Annotated in this window: 19 protein-coding genes; 8 read left to right on the forward strand and 11 right to left on the reverse strand. The window is 28.4% G+C overall.

Annotated elements, in window-relative coordinates; all coding sequences use genetic code 11:
• Position 1: 1 nt before the first annotated feature.
• Both ACPB8Q_RS04275 and ACPB8Q_RS04280 read right to left on the reverse strand, forming a co-directional pair.
• On the reverse strand, positions 2-1,072 hold the full coding sequence (locus ACPB8Q_RS04275) for a DEAD/DEAH box helicase (RefSeq protein ID WP_423791954.1): 1,071 nt from the start codon (positions 1,070-1,072) through the stop codon (positions 2-4).
• Between the two features lie 121 nt (positions 1,073-1,193).
• On the reverse strand, positions 1,194-1,703 hold the full coding sequence (locus ACPB8Q_RS04280; RefSeq protein ID WP_423791955.1) for an LEA type 2 family protein: 510 nt from the start codon (positions 1,701-1,703) through the stop codon (positions 1,194-1,196).
• Between the two features lie 125 nt (positions 1,704-1,828).
• Between ACPB8Q_RS04280 and ACPB8Q_RS04285 the strand changes: the two genes are divergently transcribed.
• Both ACPB8Q_RS04285 and ACPB8Q_RS04290 read left to right on the forward strand, forming a co-directional pair.
• Positions 1,829-2,107, forward strand: a complete 279-nt coding sequence (locus ACPB8Q_RS04285; RefSeq protein WP_423791956.1) for a DUF2097 family protein — start codon at positions 1,829-1,831, stop codon at positions 2,105-2,107.
• Between the two features lie 13 nt (positions 2,108-2,120).
• Positions 2,121-2,963 (forward strand): TatD family hydrolase, encoded by an 843-nt coding sequence (locus ACPB8Q_RS04290; protein ID WP_423791957.1) that lies wholly within the window; start codon positions 2,121-2,123, stop codon positions 2,961-2,963.
• Between the two features lie 5 nt (positions 2,964-2,968).
• Here ACPB8Q_RS04290 and ACPB8Q_RS04295 read toward each other — a convergent pair whose 3' ends face one another.
• The 9 genes from ACPB8Q_RS04295 to ACPB8Q_RS04335 form a co-directional block, all read right to left on the reverse strand.
• On the reverse strand, positions 2,969-3,184 hold the full coding sequence (locus tag ACPB8Q_RS04295) for a class III signal peptide-containing protein (protein WP_423793408.1): 216 nt from the start codon (positions 3,182-3,184) through the stop codon (positions 2,969-2,971).
• A 25-nt stretch (positions 3,185-3,209) separates the two neighbouring features.
• A complete protein-coding gene (locus ACPB8Q_RS04300) occupies positions 3,210-4,823 on the reverse strand; it encodes a bifunctional N(6)-L-threonylcarbamoyladenine synthase/serine/threonine protein kinase (protein WP_423791958.1) in 1,614 nt (537 codons plus the stop codon).
• Positions 4,824-4,892: 69 nt separating this feature from the next.
• Entirely contained in the window at positions 4,893-7,076 is a 2,184-nt protein-coding gene (gene purL, locus ACPB8Q_RS04305) for a phosphoribosylformylglycinamidine synthase subunit PurL (protein WP_423791959.1), read from the reverse strand.
• A gap of 25 nt (positions 7,077-7,101) precedes the next feature.
• Positions 7,102-8,004: a tetratricopeptide repeat protein gene (locus tag ACPB8Q_RS04310; RefSeq protein WP_423791960.1), complete on the reverse strand. Its 903-nt coding sequence runs from the start codon at positions 8,002-8,004 to the stop codon at positions 7,102-7,104.
• 153 nt (positions 8,005-8,157) lie between these two features.
• Positions 8,158-8,613 carry a 30S ribosomal protein S19 gene (gene rpsS / locus ACPB8Q_RS04315; RefSeq protein WP_423791961.1) on the reverse strand — a complete coding sequence of 152 codons (456 nt, stop codon included), beginning with the start codon at positions 8,611-8,613 and terminating at the stop codon, positions 8,158-8,160.
• Between the two features lie 13 nt (positions 8,614-8,626).
• Complete coding sequence (locus tag ACPB8Q_RS04320; RefSeq protein ID WP_423791962.1) at positions 8,627-9,361, reverse strand: 50S ribosomal protein L2; 735 nt, start codon at positions 9,359-9,361, stop codon at positions 8,627-8,629.
• A 15-nt stretch (positions 9,362-9,376) separates the two neighbouring features.
• Positions 9,377-9,637, reverse strand: a complete 261-nt coding sequence (locus ACPB8Q_RS04325; protein WP_423791963.1) for a 50S ribosomal protein L23 — start codon at positions 9,635-9,637, stop codon at positions 9,377-9,379.
• A 2-nt stretch (positions 9,638-9,639) separates the two neighbouring features.
• Positions 9,640-10,401 carry a 50S ribosomal protein L4 gene (gene rpl4p / locus ACPB8Q_RS04330; protein ID WP_423791964.1) on the reverse strand — a complete coding sequence of 254 codons (762 nt, stop codon included), beginning with the start codon at positions 10,399-10,401 and terminating at the stop codon, positions 9,640-9,642.
• Positions 10,402-10,417: 16 nt separating this feature from the next.
• Complete coding sequence (locus tag ACPB8Q_RS04335; protein ID WP_423791965.1) at positions 10,418-11,416, reverse strand: 50S ribosomal protein L3; 999 nt, start codon at positions 11,414-11,416, stop codon at positions 10,418-10,420.
• A 224-nt stretch (positions 11,417-11,640) separates the two neighbouring features.
• Here ACPB8Q_RS04335 and ACPB8Q_RS04340 point away from each other — a divergent pair, with 224 nt between their 5' ends.
• The 6 genes from ACPB8Q_RS04340 (at position 11,641) to ACPB8Q_RS04365 (ending at position 15,579) form a co-directional block, all read left to right on the forward strand.
• Entirely contained in the window at positions 11,641-12,525 is an 885-nt protein-coding gene (locus ACPB8Q_RS04340) for an MraY family glycosyltransferase (RefSeq protein ID WP_423791966.1), read from the forward strand.
• Positions 12,507-12,746 carry a hypothetical protein gene (locus ACPB8Q_RS04345; protein ID WP_423791967.1) on the forward strand — a complete coding sequence of 80 codons (240 nt, stop codon included), beginning with the start codon at positions 12,507-12,509 and terminating at the stop codon, positions 12,744-12,746. The genes ACPB8Q_RS04340 and ACPB8Q_RS04345 overlap by 19 nt, the downstream gene beginning before the upstream one ends.
• 1 nt (position 12,747) lies before the next feature.
• Positions 12,748-13,023 carry a hypothetical protein gene (locus ACPB8Q_RS04350; protein ID WP_423791968.1) on the forward strand — a complete coding sequence of 92 codons (276 nt, stop codon included), beginning with the start codon at positions 12,748-12,750 and terminating at the stop codon, positions 13,021-13,023.
• A gap of 101 nt (positions 13,024-13,124) precedes the next feature.
• The gene (eif5A, locus tag ACPB8Q_RS04355) at positions 13,125-13,517 is read left to right on the forward strand and encodes a translation initiation factor IF-5A (RefSeq protein WP_423791969.1); all 393 of its coding nucleotides are present in this window, start codon (positions 13,125-13,127) and stop codon (positions 13,515-13,517) included.
• Between the two features lie 17 nt (positions 13,518-13,534).
• Positions 13,535-14,179, forward strand: coding sequence for an endonuclease III domain-containing protein (locus ACPB8Q_RS04360; RefSeq protein ID WP_423791970.1), 645 nt, complete (start codon positions 13,535-13,537; stop codon positions 14,177-14,179).
• The gene (locus ACPB8Q_RS04365; protein WP_423791971.1) at positions 14,170-15,579 is read left to right on the forward strand and encodes an aspartate kinase; all 1,410 of its coding nucleotides are present in this window, start codon (positions 14,170-14,172) and stop codon (positions 15,577-15,579) included. The genes ACPB8Q_RS04360 and ACPB8Q_RS04365 overlap by 10 nt, the downstream gene beginning before the upstream one ends.
• Positions 15,580-15,583 lie beyond the last annotated feature (4 nt).

A 15,583-nucleotide genomic window follows, 5' to 3' on the forward strand; every position in this document is an offset into this window, starting at 1 on the left:
TTTATTCAGCTTTATTTATTTTTATTTTATTTATTCTTTCTATATCTCTTAGTTTTTTTAAGTCTCTTCTATGAATTAATGAGATAGCATGACCTTTTTTTCCTGCTCTCCCAGTTCTTCCTATTCTATGAATATATTTCTCAGGAGAATTAGGTAAATTATAATTTATAATATGAGTTAAATCTCTAATATCTATTCCTCTACACATAACATCTGTTGATATTAATACTTTAATCTTCTTATTTTTTAGTAATCTTACGGCTCTTTCTCTTGCATTCTGTTTTAAATCTCCATGTATCTCTTCCACTTTTATTCCTTTATCTTTTAATTTTTTAGTTAAAATTTTAGTTTCTTTTTTTGTTTCACAGAACACAATTCCATAAAAATCAGATTTTAACAAATTAACTAATTTATTAAATTTTTCATTATCATTTTTAATTAAATAGTATGATTGTTCTATTTTATTGCTTATCTCAATTTTTATAAATTTATAATCTCCTAAATATTTTTTTACTAAATTTAAAATTTCTTTTGGCATAGTTGCAGAGAATAATAAAATTCTCTCTAAATTTTCACATTTTCTTATAATTTTTTCAACATCATCAATGAATCCCATATTTAACATTTCATCAGCTTCATCTAATACTAAATATTTTACATTATCTAAATTAAATGTCCCTCTATTAATGTGGTCTAAAACTCTTCCTGGAGTTCCTACCACAATATTTGATTTTTTTAATTCTTTAATTTGAGGATATATAGGTTTTCCACCATAAATTTTAACTACTTTTAAATTATTTGTTAAACTTTCTATTTCATTTGCTACTTGAATAGCCAACTCTCTTGTTGGTGTTAATATTAAAGCTTCATTTTTTTCACTAACCAACTCAACTAAAGGAATTGCAAAAGCAGCTGTTTTACCACTACCAGTTATTGCTTGTGCAACTATATTCACATTTTCATTTAAAAAAATAGGAATTACTTCTTTTTGTATCTCTGTTGGTGTTTTATATCCTTTTTTGTTTATAGCTTTTAAAGTATTCTCTGAAAGATTAAAATCACTAAAATTCATTTTTTCACATCTTTAAAAATATTTAAGTAACAATAATATCTTATTCTATATATAACTTTGCAAAAATAGAAAAATAAAATAAATAGATAAAGCAAATAAATAAAAATAATAACTTTATGGTTTATTCTACAGTTTCTTTATACTTATTTAGTATTATTTCCTTGATAGCCTCTTTTATTTCATCAGTTATTTTTATGTCTGTCTGATATTTGATAGGAATGCTTATTGTTGTTATTTTTAAGTCTATACTAATATTACCATCAACCTCTACAGGAATTGTGTTACTTCCTTCTTTTATAATATTAATTAATTTATCAGTAGATAAGGTTATTGGAATTTCAATTGTATTATTTCCAGAAGTTATTTCAACATTTGACTTTTCACCATGTCCTAAAAATATTTTATTTCCATTGTTTAGTGCATATATATCAAAACTTATCTTTTTTAAAGTAATACTTATTGAATTTGGATTGTCTATAACTATTTTAAAAACTATGTTAGTATTTTTTTCATTTATATTTTTAATCTCAACTCCTTCAAAATATACCTTTGGCTCTTTAACATTCTCAAAACATCCTGCAGATAAAACAACAACTACTGAAAGTAATAAAAATATCAATAAGTTTCTCATTGACTATCACCTTCTTAATATCTCTTTATTTAAAGATTTAATATGTAATGTATTTTAAATGTTTATATTAAAGCTTTTATGTTATAAAAATAAATCATACTAATTAATCTTAAATTGTGGTTTTTATGACAACAACTACTACTAATGAATTTAATAAAAAAAATATAAAAGAAATATTTGAATATATTATTGATGAGATTGATGAAGGAGAGTATGTTGAGATTTATTTTGGAAGAGTACATATTGAAGGAGAATTTTTTGAATTTGATGAAGAGGATGGTATAATTAAAATAGCTACTGAAAAATATGGTATTGTTGAGATAGATTTAAATAAAATTGATGAAATAATTTTAGAATTTGTTCATTATAAAAATAATATTAGAAATATTTTTAAATTCTATTAAAATGTGTGAGAATGTGGATATTTTAAAAAATTTGCCAATAACAGACAATCATATTCATGTTGATGATAAAAATGGTTATGGAGCTGAGAAGGTAGCTAAAACATTTTACAATGCTGGAGGAAAAGTAATGATTGTTTTAAATAAACCAACATTTGATTTAAACCTAACAAAGTCAATGGACATCTTAATTAAAGATGTAGAAAAAATAAATAAAAATACTTCTGTTAAAGCTTTTGGTTTGGTTGGTGTGCATCCTGCTGAACTAACTTATTTAATGAAATTTATGAGTTTAGAAGAAGCAAAAAATAAAATCATAGATGCTTTAAATTATGCAAAAAAACTTGTTGAGGAACATGATTTTATTGTAGGGATTGGTGAAGTAGGAAGACCACACTATCCTGTAAGTGAAGAAGTTTGGAAAGTATCAAATGAGATTTTAAAATATTGTATGGAATTAGCAAAAGATGTTGGTTGTGCTATTCAGATACATGCTGAAAGCTCAAATGAAGAACAATTTAAAGAGTTTTATAATATGGCCAAAGAAGCTGGTTTAAATCCTGAAAGAGTTGTTAAGCATCACTGTGGAGATATGGTTTTAGAAGGAGAGAAATACAAAATTTTTCCTTCAATTTTAGCTACAAGAGTTAAAGAGGATATTATAAAAAAATCTCTAAGGTTTGTAATGGAAACTGACTATATAGATGATTTAAGAAGGCCAGGAGTTGTTTTAGGAATCAAAACTGTTCCAAGAGTTACAAGGAAACTTTTAGAAAAAGGAATATTAAATGAAGATATGGTCTATAAAATACATAAAGAAAATATTGAAAAGATTTATAATATTGACTTAGAATTTTAAAAATTTTAATAATTTATAGTGAGATTAGACAATTTATTAGAATATGTATTTGATAAATTAGCCAAAGCTTGAATTGTTCTATTATATGTTCTTTCTACATCTTTATGGGGAATATCTAAATAATGTTTTAAATAAAAATAAGCTGAAACTGAACTAACAATAACAAAAGCTAAAACTAAAATCCCAATTTCCATACTAATTTGTCCTCTATTTGAGAATATTACTTTTTTTTATAATAGTGGTCACCTACATAACATACCTCTTTCTCTTTTCTACATCCTCCATTAGTTTTAATATCTCATCAATATTCTTAATTTCTTCTTTATAACCTTTTAAAAACTTATCCCAAATCTCTTCAAATCTATAATAATGTGTCGATTGTAAAGCTTTTTTAAACACTATTAAATCAATAGCTTTATCCTCATCTATATCAGTTATTTTAGCTAAACCAAAATCAATAATATATAGTTGATTATCTTTAACAATTACATTTGATGTTGTTAAATCATTATGAACTATATTGTTTTTATGAAGAGTACCAATAACTTTCCCTAATTTATAAGCTAATTCTATATCTTTCTCAATTATATCTTTTAAAACTTTTCCTTTAATATATTCAATAACCATTTTTTTATTTTCTAAATCAACATCAAATACATAAGGAGTTTTTACATCTAAATCTTTAACTAATGCTAATAACTTAGCTTCTCTATTTGTCCTTCCTTTTCTTAATCTTTCATCTAAATCTTTATGTCTATAACTCTTCTTTATTCTCTCTTTAATAACAACATCATAGTAATCTAAATATTTCTCCTTCCTAATATTTGCCTCTGCACCTTTTCCTATCAACTCTTTAGGTAATTCTCTCTTTTTTCCTTTAATATTTTTTATCCAAACAACATCAACCATATCTGTCCTATAATAAGGCATAATTTTAGTATCTTCTAAATTCATTCTTTTTCCTGCTTTATACTCTAAAATTCCTAACCAAGCTATCATAACTCCATTATCTCCACACACCTCTCTTGGAGGAATATAAAAATCAGCCCCCTGCTCTTTTGCCATTTCTTTAATCATCTCTTGTAATCTTTTATTTACAGCAACTCCTCCTACTAATAAAACCTCTCCTTTATTTGTGTGAGATAAAGCTCTTTCAGTTATTTCTGTAAGCATTGCAAAGGCATACTCTTGTAAAGAAAAACAGACATCTTCCTTACTTTCCCCACTATCATAAGCATTCTTGCAAGCTGTCAATAATCCTGAAAAGGCAACATCCATACCTTTAACAGTGTAAGGTAATTCTAACAATTTTTTTCCTTTTTTTGCTAATTCCTCAATATATGGCCCTCCTGGATGAGGAAGAGATAAATGCCTTGCAAGTTGGTCTAAACAATTACCAACAGCTATATCCAAAGTTTCTCCAAAAACTCTATATTTATTTGAAACATAAGCTATAACTTGGGTGTTTCCTCCACTTACATATAGTGTTAGTGGGTCTTCACACTTTGTTGTTAGCTTTCCTATCTCTATATGGGATATACAATGATTTACTCCTATTATTGGTTTATTTAATGATAAAGCTAATGCTCTTGCTGCTGTTGCAGTTACTCTTAAACTTGGACCTAATCCAGGACCTTGAGAGAATGCAATTAAATCAATATCTTTCTTATCCACAACTTCAAAAGCTTCCTCAATTAGTTTAGGAAATGTCTCTGCATGATGGTCAGCTGCTTTCCTTGGATTTATTCCTTGCTTTGGTGGAGTGTAAATAACTGACTTATTAAATAAAATCTCTCCTTCATCAGTTATAATTCCAACTCCTGTCTTTTCTGCAGTCCCTTCTAAACCTAAGCATATCATACTATCTCACAAAATAAAATTTTAAATTTAAAAAGAAATGGGATATTTAAATTACAAAAAAATCTTTAATTAAAGTTCTCCCATAATTTTTGGAAAAGCTTTCTCATAACTTTCTTTTATTTCATCTAAGTTAAGTTTAATCTCTTTATCATTAACTTTAATTTTTAATCCATAATCTTTACTTTTTACTTTTCCAATTATATAAAATTCATCTTTAATTTTATCTAAATCTTTCTCATCTATTGCCAAAATTATTCTTCCTGATGTTTCAGAGAATAAAAGTATATCCTCCCTTAAATTATTTTTATTGTATGATGTTAAATCTATATCTGCTCCAACATTGTAATTTAAACAAAACTTAGCTAAAGCAATAGCTAAACCTCCTCTACCACAGTCCTTAGCTCCTTTTATAACACCTTCTTCAATAAGTTCAACAACTTTGTTGTATATTCTTTTTTCTTTCTCTAAATTAACTCTTGGAACTATTCCTTCCTCAGTATTATGGATAACTTTATAGTATTCACTTCCTCCCATTTCATCTTTTGTCTCATTTGTTATAACTAATATATCTCCTTCTTCAGGTTTTTTAAATACTCCTGGGACATTTTCAACATTCTTTATTCTTCCTATTATTGCTATTGCAGGAGTTGGATTTATTGGATACTCTTTTCCTTTTATAATACTTTCATTGTATAAACTTACGTTACCTCCAACAACTGGAATCTCAAATACATAACAACCTTCTGCCAAACCTTCAATACATTTTTTTAATTGCCAATATCTTTCTGGTTTTTCTGGATTTCCAAAGTTTAAATTATCTAAAAATGCTATTGGCTTAGCTCCAACAGTTGCTAAATTTCTAACTGCCTCAGCAACAGTATATAATGAACCAATATATGGATTTAACTTACAAAATCTTGAATTACATTCAGCAACTAATCCAATTCCTAATGGATAGAGTTTATCAATTTTTAAAACAGCTGCATCTTTTCCTGGCTTAACCACAGTTCTTATTTGCACATCATAGTCATACTGTGAATAAATCCATTCTTTTGAGCAGATATTAGGACTTTCTAATAATTTTAGTATTACTTCCTTTAAATCTTCTGGGAGAGGGATGTTCTCTTTATTATCTATCTTCTCCTTTATATCTGCCTTTTCTTCTCTATCATAGAGAGGAGCATTAGTTAATAACTCAATAGGTAAATCAACTACAACCTCTCCATTATACTTTGCAATAATTCTACCATTGTCTGTTGTCTCACCAATAACAGCAGCAGGTAAGTTGTATTTTTCAAAGATTTTTATAATTTCATTCTCAGAACCTTTCTCAACAGCTAACAACATTCTTTCCTGACTTTCAGAAATCATTATTTCATAAGGAGTTAATGGTTCCCTTAAAATAACTTTATCTAACTCTAACATACAGCCAGATAAGCACATCTCAGTTGATGCCCCAGATAAACCTGCTGCACCTAAATCTTTCATTGCTTTAACATTTTTAGTTTTTATTGCCTCTAATACAGCATCTATTAAATTTTTCTCAGTAAAAGCATCTCCAATCTGAACAGATGGTCTATCTTCTTCACTCTCTTCTGTTAAATCTTTTGATGCAAAACTTGCTCCACCAATTCCATCTCTTCCAGTAGAGCCAACTAAGATTAAAGAATATCCTGGCTTATCTATTTTTCCTCTTATTATATCTTCTTCTTTAACTAATCCTACACAAATTACATTAACTAAGTTGTTGTAGTTAAAAGAGTCATCAAACTCTGTCTCTCCACCAACAGTAGGAACTCCTATCCTATTTCCATAATCTCCAATCCCTCTAACAACTCCATCAATTAACCATCTAACTTTCTCTCCTTCTTCTCCAAAAGGATTTCCAAATCTTAAACTATCTAAAAGAGCTATTGGCTTAGCCCCCATTGAGAGAACATCTCTAACTATTCCTCCAACACCAGTAGCAGCTCCATTATAAGGGTCTATATAGGAAGGATGATTATGACTTTCCATAGCCAAAGCTAAACATATATCTCTATCTAGCCTTATAACTGCTGCATCATCTCCAATTCCAACAACAATATCTTTTTTAGTTTTCTCATTTATTGTTTTTGAAAAAATTCTTAAAAGTTTCTTAGAAGTTCTATAAGCACAATGCTCACTCCACAAGTTCTCAAACATTGCTAATTCAATCTCATTTAACTTTCTTCCTAACTTTTCTTCAATATATTTTATATCTTTTTCATCCATAACTCTCTTACCTTTAACATATCTTTTATTCTTCTACATTAACTTCAAAACTAATAAGTTTATTTTTGACAATACCATTACTTTCATATTCAACATAAAAATCTAATGGTACTTCTCCTAAATCTAATGGTTTTATATATATAATATATTTTTTAGATTCTGAAGGTTTAAGTTTCTTAATTTTTGGTAGTTTTTTACCTTTAAATTCTTCACAATTTATTTTTACTATTATGTTTTCAAATTCTTTTTCATCTGAATTGTTTTTAACTTCTAATTCCAATTTTGTCCATCTATTTACTTTAAAATTATATTTATCTATAGATAGCTCAATGGTTGCTGGTTTTTTTGGTCTTTCTTTACTTCCATTTATTTTCTTTTCAATAAGTTCTTTAGATTCTTTTGCAGATTTATATTCTGGTTTTAATTGTAAAACCTTATCAAAACATTTAATAGCTTCTTCATACTTTCCTAACTTAGTCAATGCTAATCCTAAATTATACCAAGCATCTGCATAATTTGGATTTAACTCAATAGCTTTTTTATAACATTCAATAGCTTCCTCATATTTCCCTAATTTTGCTAACGCTACCCCTTTATTGTTCCATGCATAATAATCTTTTGGATTCAATTCTAAAACTTTATCATAACATTTAATAGCTTCTTCATATTTCCCTAATTTTGCATAAGCAACACCCATATTGAACCAAGCATCTACATAATCAGGATTTAACTCAACAGCTTTTTTGTAACATTCAATAGCTTCCTCATATCTACCCAATTTTGCTAATGCTACCCCTTTATTATACCATGCAGGAGCATAATTTGGATTTAACTCAATAACTTTATCGTAACATTCAATAGCTTCCTCATATTTGCCCAACTTCGCTAATGCTACCCCTTTATTGAACCATGCCATAAAATCTTCCATACAACCACCGCACACATGGTTATTTATAATATTCTATATTTGTAGTATTTTATTGTAAATTATGTAAAAAATGCTATATATATCTTTAATTCTATTTAGTGGTTAATTTAAATAAATGAATATACAATTAATAAAAAAGTAAAATATATGAGATTATTTGATAGGAACGAACATACTTGACCTTGTAGCTCCCATACCAGGAGAACCATGTTGTACTGGTTTTCTTGTTAATGAGAACTCTCCTAAATAGTGCCCAATCATTTCAGGTGTTATTTTAACTTCTACAAACTCTTTTCCATTATATACTCCAAAGGTTAATCCTACCATATCTGGAGTAATAACAAAATCTCTACAGTGTGTTCTTATTATTCTTGGTTCTTTACCTTTGTTTAATAATCTTCTTGCTCTTTTAATTTTTATAGCTAATTTTCTTTGTTTTGGAGTTAAACCTCTTAATATTGTTCTTCTTTGTCTTGCTGGTAGTAATTTTATAAATTCTTTCATAGGCATTTGTTGTAATTCTTCTAATGTATATCCTCTATATCTAAACTCTACCTTTTTAGATATAGTTTGTTTTTTCTTTTTTCTTCTTACTCTCTTACTTGCCATACTAACTCACCCTTTATTTTCTAACTCCTGTTCTTCTCGCAGATATGTGTCCTACTTTTCTACCAGCAGGAGCTTTCTTTCTTGATACAGTTGTTGGCTTACCAGTGTGTTGGTGTCTTCCACCACCAAATGGGTGGTCAACTGCGTTCATTGCAACTCCTCTAACTCTTGGCCATTTAATTGCTTTAGCTCTTAATGCATGATACTTTTTACCAGCTTTTACCATTGGTTTTTCTAATCTTCCTCCACCAGCAACAACTCCAATAGTAGCTCTACATTTAGAATCAAATACTTTCATCTTTCCAGAAGGTAATTTAACATAAGTTTTTTCATTAACTCTATCATGAGTTATAACATAAGCATAGCATCCTCCAGCTCTTACAATTTTACCTCCATCTCCTGGCATGGACTCAATATTATATACAGGAATCCCTTCTGGAATTTCTCCTAATGGTAAAACATTTCCTGGTTTAATTTCAGCTCCAACTCCACACTCTAAGATATCTCCAACTTTACAACCTTCTGGAACTAAGTATAGTTTTTCTTCTCCTGTTTCAAACTTAACCAAAGCAACTGGGGCACTTCTCCCAGGGTCGTGAAGTATATCAATAATTTTTCCTACAACTTTTCCATTTTTTTCTAATTCATCAAATTTTCTGTATTTTACTTCTCCTCTTCTCTTGTGAGATGGACAAGTATATACACTACCTCCTCTACCTCTTCTTTGAGATATTAATCTTTTTCCCATGTTTAATCACCTAATTTAGTAGATTCCTAACTCTGCTGCAATTTTACTTGCATCATATCCTTCTTTTAATTTAATATAAGCTTTTTTCTCTCCTTTTGGTGTAATTAATGTATTTACTTTCTCTACTTCAACATCAAACAACTCTTTCATTGCTTTTTTAATATCTTGTTTTGTTGCCTTTCTATGGACTATAAATACTAATTTATTTTCCTCTTCTAACAACCTTATTGCTTTTTCTGTCACAACAGGATATAGTATTACATCAAATGGGTCCATGTTTATTCACCGAATCTTTCTTTTAATTTTTCTATTGCTCCTTCTGTGTAGATAGTTAATCTTCCAGCAACTCCTCCAGGAGCTAAATGTAGGACACTTAAATCTTTAGCAGTTATTACATCAACTCCTGGGAGATTTCTTGATGCTAATATAGCGTCACATTTATCAGAAACAACAACTAATACACTTTTTGGTTTTCTATATCTTCTACCTCTCATTTTTCCTTTTCCAGCTCTAATTTTTTTACCTTCCTTAGCTCTTATAACATCATCAGCCAAACCTAACTTTTCAAAAACACTATATACTTCTTTTGTTTTCTTTAAGTTTTCAAAGTCATTCTCAACAATAATAGGTAGTTCTTCAACATTAAATATATGTCCTCTTGCTTTAACTAATTCTACATTTGTTGTAGCTGATAAAGCACTTTTTATGGCTTTAATTCTTTCTTTTTTATTTATTCTTTCCCATAAAATTTTTTTAACTTTTGGAGGATGTGCTCTTCTTCCACCAACTGTCATTGGTGCTAAAGCAGCTCTTCCTCCTGGTAATCTTGGAACTCTTGCTAATCCATAACCTTTACCATAACTTTCTGCACTTCTTCTTTTTCCAGCTAATGGGTCTGTCCCTTTTGGTTGTAATCTTGCAGTAAAAGCTGATAAAAATGCTCTTTTTATTAAATCTGGTCTGTATTCTGTTTCAAAGAATTCTGGAAGTTCAATATTTTTCACTACCTCTCCATTTAAGTTATAAACCTTAGCTTCCATGTTTTATTCACCATTTTTATTGTTTTGATTCTCTACTAATATATGTAATTTCTGGGACTTTTATTAAAGGTTCTTCTGGTCTTATTGCACTTCTCAATACAATTAATCTTTTTTGTGGTCCTTGAACACTTCCTTTTAAAACAACATAATCATTCTTTATAACTCCATAGTGTGGAAATCCTCCTTTTGGAGTTATTTCTTCCCCATTATTTCCTATTTTTAATATTCTTTTGTTGTATTCTGTTCTTTGGTGATATCCCATTTGTCCTGGTCTTGGAACAGTCCACATTATCATTTTAGGTTGCCATGGGTTAATTGAACCTACGTGTCTTGCATATCCTTGTCTTTTGTGTTTTCTTGGTTGTATTCTTACTCCCCATCTTTTTATAACTCCTTGGAATCCTTTACCTTTTGTTATTCCAATTGTATCAATTAATTCTCCTTCTTGGAAGACATCTGTTATTTTCAACTGCTTACCTAAAATTTCTTTTGCGTAGTTTAATCTCTCTTCTATATCTTTTCCACCAATTCTTATCTCTAATATTTCTGGTTTTTTCTTTGGTAAGCATGTTAATTTAGGATTTGTGTGAATTAGAACTCTAACATCTTCTATTTTATCTTTTATCTCATCTAAGTAATCAACTGTTTTTCTATCTTCTTTTTTTGGAAGTTGTATTTTTCTATCTAACTCTCTATCTAACTCATCAGCCCAAACTTCTGTTAAAGTTGTTAAATAGTTTCTTTCATTTCTTCCATAAACTCTAATTCCAAATACATTTATTGGAGGAGCTTCTAAAATTGTTATAGGAGTAAATACTTCTTGTCCTGCTTTTGGACTTTTTTGGTTATCTTCTTTTATTAAAGCATGGCTCATTCCTGCTTTATAAACAGGGAAAGCTTGCAATCTAACTTTATCTTCATCTGGCCAGCTTCTAATTCTTGGCACAGGTCTTTTAGCTCTTTTTCTTGGACTAAATCCTAATGAACCTCTTCTTGGTCTGTGATATTTTACCATACTAAATAACCTCCTAAATTTATTTAAGTTATGAGAAATGAACTATGAATATATAACTTTTGTTGTATATGACCTGTCATTGCCCTAAATGGGCTTTTCAGGTTATCCCCTTATAAAAGAGAATTAGCTTTAAAATTAAATATGTATATTATATATAAAACTTTTGGTAGTTAAATCTCTTATAAAATTAATTATTCTGGCTATTGGTTATACAGGGTGGATAAATGGATAAATTAATATATTTCCCTTTATTAGGATTTTTGTTATCTTTGATACTAACAAAGATTATAATTAAAAAAATAAAAAAGTTTGGTTATGATATTCATAAATTGGAAAGATATAAAGTACCAGAAATGGGAGGATTAGCAGTATTGTTATCATCTTGTTTAGTTTTTCCATATATAAATTTAGAATTTTTAGTTCCTATATTATCTACTGGAATTGTTGGAGTTATTGATGATTTATCAAATTTATCTCCAAAAGAAAAGTTAATATTGTTATTTTTAGTTGGTTTCTTTTTTGGTTTAACTTTTAATGTATATTTTGCAATAGGTTTGGGTATAATGTTTATGGTTTTCTCAAATTTAACAAATATGTTAGCAGGGTTTAATGGATTAGAAGTTGGTTTAGGTGTTCTCTCATCTCTATTCTTAGGAATTATATTGTTGTTAGATAATCAATATATAGGATTTATTGCATGTTTAACATTTTCTTTTATCTATTTAGGATTATTATTCTATAATAGATATCCAGCTAAAATATTCCCAGGAGATTGTGGAACTTTGCCAATAGGTGCATTCTTATCATTTATATCATTATATTACAATGAAATTATTCCATTTTTTATAATAATGGCTCCCTATATAATTGATGCATCTTTAAAATATTTATCAGCAGGAGTTATGAGTAGAGATGAGCATAAACCAACAACAATAAGAGAAGATGGAAAACTTTATTACATCTCAGGATACTTATCATTACCAAGGTTAATATTAAAGATTAAACCTATGAAAGAGTATTATTTAGTTTCAGTTATCTTGCTAATTGAGGTTTTATTTGGCATTTTAGCAATAGTATTTAAGGAGATAGTATGGACTTTTCTTACATAAATTTGGAGTTTGAAGAGGTTGAAATAGAAATAAATAAAAACTCATTAAAAACAAAAAGGAAATTTGCATTTTTATTAGATGAAGGTGATATTCTAATAGAAAAAATAAATAATCTATATGCTAATGATGAGGTTGAGGTTGTTGAAAGTTATAAAATAGACAACAATATACCAAAAGAAAAAGTAAAACTATATAAAATAAAAAAAATAGAGAGGTTATAAGATGGAAATTGAAGGTAAGTGTTGTTTAATTCATACTATTGGTGGTTTAATTTTTGGATATTTTGCAAATTATGTATATACATCAGGATTGGGTATATTTAGTGGAATAACAACATTAATTTATTTATTTATAGGAGCAGTTATATTTGGACATCTTACTGCAAAAATTTTAGGAGAAGAAAGTTTAAATCAAAAACAATGGTTATCTTCTGGAGTTTTCCCATTCTATTTAATAGCCATTATAGTGTGGATACTAAAATATAATTCAATAATATAAATTAATAAATACATTTTTATTTTCATAAGTTTTATATAATGTAATGTAAGTTTTAATTTTAAGCAAACTTTAAAAATATTAAATTATTTAAGGTGAAAGAGATGCCAGGAACAAAACAAGTCAATGTTGGTTCTTTAAAAGTTGGACAGTATGTAATGATTGATGGAATTCCATGTGAGATAGTAGATATTAGTGTCTCAAAACCAGGAAAACATGGTGGAGCAAAGGCAAGAGTTGTAGGTATTGGAATATTTGAAAAAGTTAAAAAAGAGTTTGTTGCTCCAACATCAAGTAAAGTAGAAGTTCCAATTATTGACAGAAGAAGAGGACAAGTTATTGCAGTAGTTGGAGAAACTGCTCAAATTATGGACTATGAAACTTATGAAACCTTAGAATTGCCAATTCCAGAAGGTATTGAATTAGAGCCAGGACAAGATGTTGAGTATATTGAAGCTGTTGGACAATACAAAATAACAAGAGCAATAAAACAATAAAAAATTAAAGATGTAAAATGTTATTAAACATCTACAAAAAACTTTTAAATTTTTTTGGAAAACAAAATTGGTGGCCAGCTGAAAGTAGATATGAGGTAGTTGTTGGAGCTATTTTAACTCAAAACACTTCTTGGAAAAATGTTGAGAAAGCTATACAAAACTTAAAAAGTTATGATTTACTTGATGAATATAAAATTTTAGATGTTGAGGAAGAAAAATTAAAAGAGCTTATTAAACCAGCTGGCTTCTACAACATAAAAGCTAAAAGATTAAAAAATATTACTTTTTTTATTGTTAATAATTATGGCAATACTGAAAAATTAGCTAAATCAAAAGAAGATTTAACTGTTTTGAGAAATAAATTATTAGCTGTTAAAGGTGTAGGAAAAGAAACAGCAGATACAATCCTTTTATATGCATTAGATAGACTAAGTTTTGTTGTAGATAGTTATACAAAAAGATTGTTTAATAGGTTAGGAGTTATTAATTCTGATGATTATGATACAATAAAATATATTTTTGAAAGTTCATTACCAAAAGATTTGGAGCTATATAAGGAGTATCATGCTTTAATTGTTGAACATTGTAAAACTTTTTGTAGAAAAAAACCAAATTGTAAAGAATGCTTTTTAAAAGATATATGTGTGAGAAAATGCTTGTAGTTATGAAATTTGGAGGAACTTCAGTAGGAAATGGAGAAAGAATCAGAAGAGTTGCAAATATCATAAAAAATAGGATTGAAGAAGGGAACAATGTTGTTGTAGTAGTTTCAGCTATGAGCGAGGTTACAAATGCCTTAATTGATATCTCTCAAAAAGCTTTAACTGTTAGGGATTTAACAAAAGTAAATGATTTTATAAAATTTATAAAAGAAAAACATTACTCTGCAATAGAACAAGCTATTAAATCAGAAAAAATAAAAAATTTAGTAAAAAAAATTGTGGATAGTAGGATAAATGAGTTAGAAAAGGTTTTAATAGGTGTTACTTACTTAGGGGAACTAACTCCAAAATCAAGAGACTACATTTTATCATTTGGAGAAAGGTTATCCTCACCAATATTAGCAGGAGCTTTAAGGGATTTAGGTTTTAATTCAATAGCTTTGGAGGGTGGAGAAGCAGGAATAATAACTGATGAAAACTTTGGAAATGCAAGAGTTTTAAGATTGGAAGTTAAAGAAAGATTATCTCCTTTAATAGAAAATAATATAATTCCTGTTGTGACTGGATTCATTGGTATAAGTGAATCTGGTTATATAACCACATTAGGAAGAGGGGGAAGTGATTACTCAGCCGCTTTAATTGGTTATGGATTAGATGCTGATAGGATAGAAATATGGACTGATGTATCTGGAGTTTATACCTCTGACCCTAAGTTAGTTCCAAATGCTAAAAGAATTCCAAAGTTGAGTTATATAGAGGCAATGGAATTAGCATATTTTGGAGCAAAAGTTTTACATCCAAGAACAATAGAGCCAGCTATGGAGAAAAATATTCCTATATTGGTTAAAAACACTTTTGAACCTGAGAATGAAGGAACTTTAATAACCAACAATATAGAAGTTGATAATAAAATTGTAAAAGCTATAACAACAATAAAAAATGTAGCTTTAATAAATATCTTTGGAGCTGGAATGGTTGGAGTTAGTGGGACAGTTGCAAGAATTTTCAGTGCATTAAAGGATGTAAATGTTATATTAATAAGTCAAGGTTCTTCTGAGACAAATATATCATTAGTTATCAGTGAGGAGGATGTTGATAAAGCAGTTTCTTCATTAAAAAAAGAGTTTGATGGTGTTAAAAAAGGAGGATTTTTGAGTAATAATTTAATTAGAGATATAGATGTTGATAAAAATATATGTGTTGTATCTGTTGTAGGAGCTGGAATGAAAGGAGCTAAAGGAATAGCAGGAAAGATATTTACCTATGCCTCTGAGGCAGGAGCAAATATAAAAATGATAGCACAGGGTTCTTCAGAGGTTAATATATCTTTTGTTATTGATGAGAAGGATTTAGTTGAATGTGTAAGAACACTTCATAAAAAACTAATTGAAAATAGCTGAAAAT

Origin of the sequence: Methanocaldococcus indicus, from assembly GCF_049554935.1 — an archaeon.
GTDB lineage: Archaea > AGJL01 > Methanococci > Methanococcales > Methanocaldococcaceae > Methanocaldococcus > Methanocaldococcus indicus.

Bases quoted from the DNA above. Each gene is read 5' to 3' on its own strand.
- ACPB8Q_RS04275 (WP_423791954.1), bottom strand. From the start codon at position 1,072: ATGAATTTTAGTGATTTTAATCTTTCAGAGAATACTTTAAAAGCTATA.
- ACPB8Q_RS04280 (WP_423791955.1), bottom strand. From the start codon at position 1,703: ATGAGAAACTTATTGATATTTTTATTACTTTCAGTAGTTGTTGTTTTA.
- ACPB8Q_RS04285 (WP_423791956.1), top strand. From the start codon at position 1,829: ATGACAACAACTACTACTAATGAATTTAATAAAAAAAATATAAAAGAA.
- ACPB8Q_RS04300 (WP_423791958.1), bottom strand. From the start codon at position 4,823: ATGATATGCTTAGGTTTAGAAGGGACTGCAGAAAAGACAGGAGTTGGA.
- purL (WP_423791959.1), bottom strand. From the start codon at position 7,076: ATGGATGAAAAAGATATAAAATATATTGAAGAAAAGTTAGGAAGAAAG.
- ACPB8Q_RS04310 (WP_423791960.1), bottom strand. From the start codon at position 8,004: ATGGAAGATTTTATGGCATGGTTCAATAAAGGGGTAGCATTAGCGAAG.
- rpsS (WP_423791961.1), bottom strand. From the start codon at position 8,613: ATGGCAAGTAAGAGAGTAAGAAGAAAAAAGAAAAAACAAACTATATCT.
- ACPB8Q_RS04320 (WP_423791962.1), bottom strand. From the start codon at position 9,361: ATGGGAAAAAGATTAATATCTCAAAGAAGAGGTAGAGGAGGTAGTGTA.
- ACPB8Q_RS04325 (WP_423791963.1), bottom strand. From the start codon at position 9,637: ATGGACCCATTTGATGTAATACTATATCCTGTTGTGACAGAAAAAGCA.
- rpl4p (WP_423791964.1), bottom strand. From the start codon at position 10,401: ATGGAAGCTAAGGTTTATAACTTAAATGGAGAGGTAGTGAAAAATATT.
- ACPB8Q_RS04335 (WP_423791965.1), bottom strand. From the start codon at position 11,416: ATGGTAAAATATCACAGACCAAGAAGAGGTTCATTAGGATTTAGTCCA.
- ACPB8Q_RS04340 (WP_423791966.1), top strand. From the start codon at position 11,641: ATGGATAAATTAATATATTTCCCTTTATTAGGATTTTTGTTATCTTTG.
- ACPB8Q_RS04345 (WP_423791967.1), top strand. From the start codon at position 12,507: ATGGACTTTTCTTACATAAATTTGGAGTTTGAAGAGGTTGAAATAGAA.
- ACPB8Q_RS04350 (WP_423791968.1), top strand. From the start codon at position 12,748: ATGGAAATTGAAGGTAAGTGTTGTTTAATTCATACTATTGGTGGTTTA.
- eif5A (WP_423791969.1), top strand. From the start codon at position 13,125: ATGCCAGGAACAAAACAAGTCAATGTTGGTTCTTTAAAAGTTGGACAG.
- ACPB8Q_RS04360 (WP_423791970.1), top strand. From the start codon at position 13,535: ATGTTATTAAACATCTACAAAAAACTTTTAAATTTTTTTGGAAAACAA.
- ACPB8Q_RS04365 (WP_423791971.1), top strand. From the start codon at position 14,170: ATGCTTGTAGTTATGAAATTTGGAGGAACTTCAGTAGGAAATGGAGAA.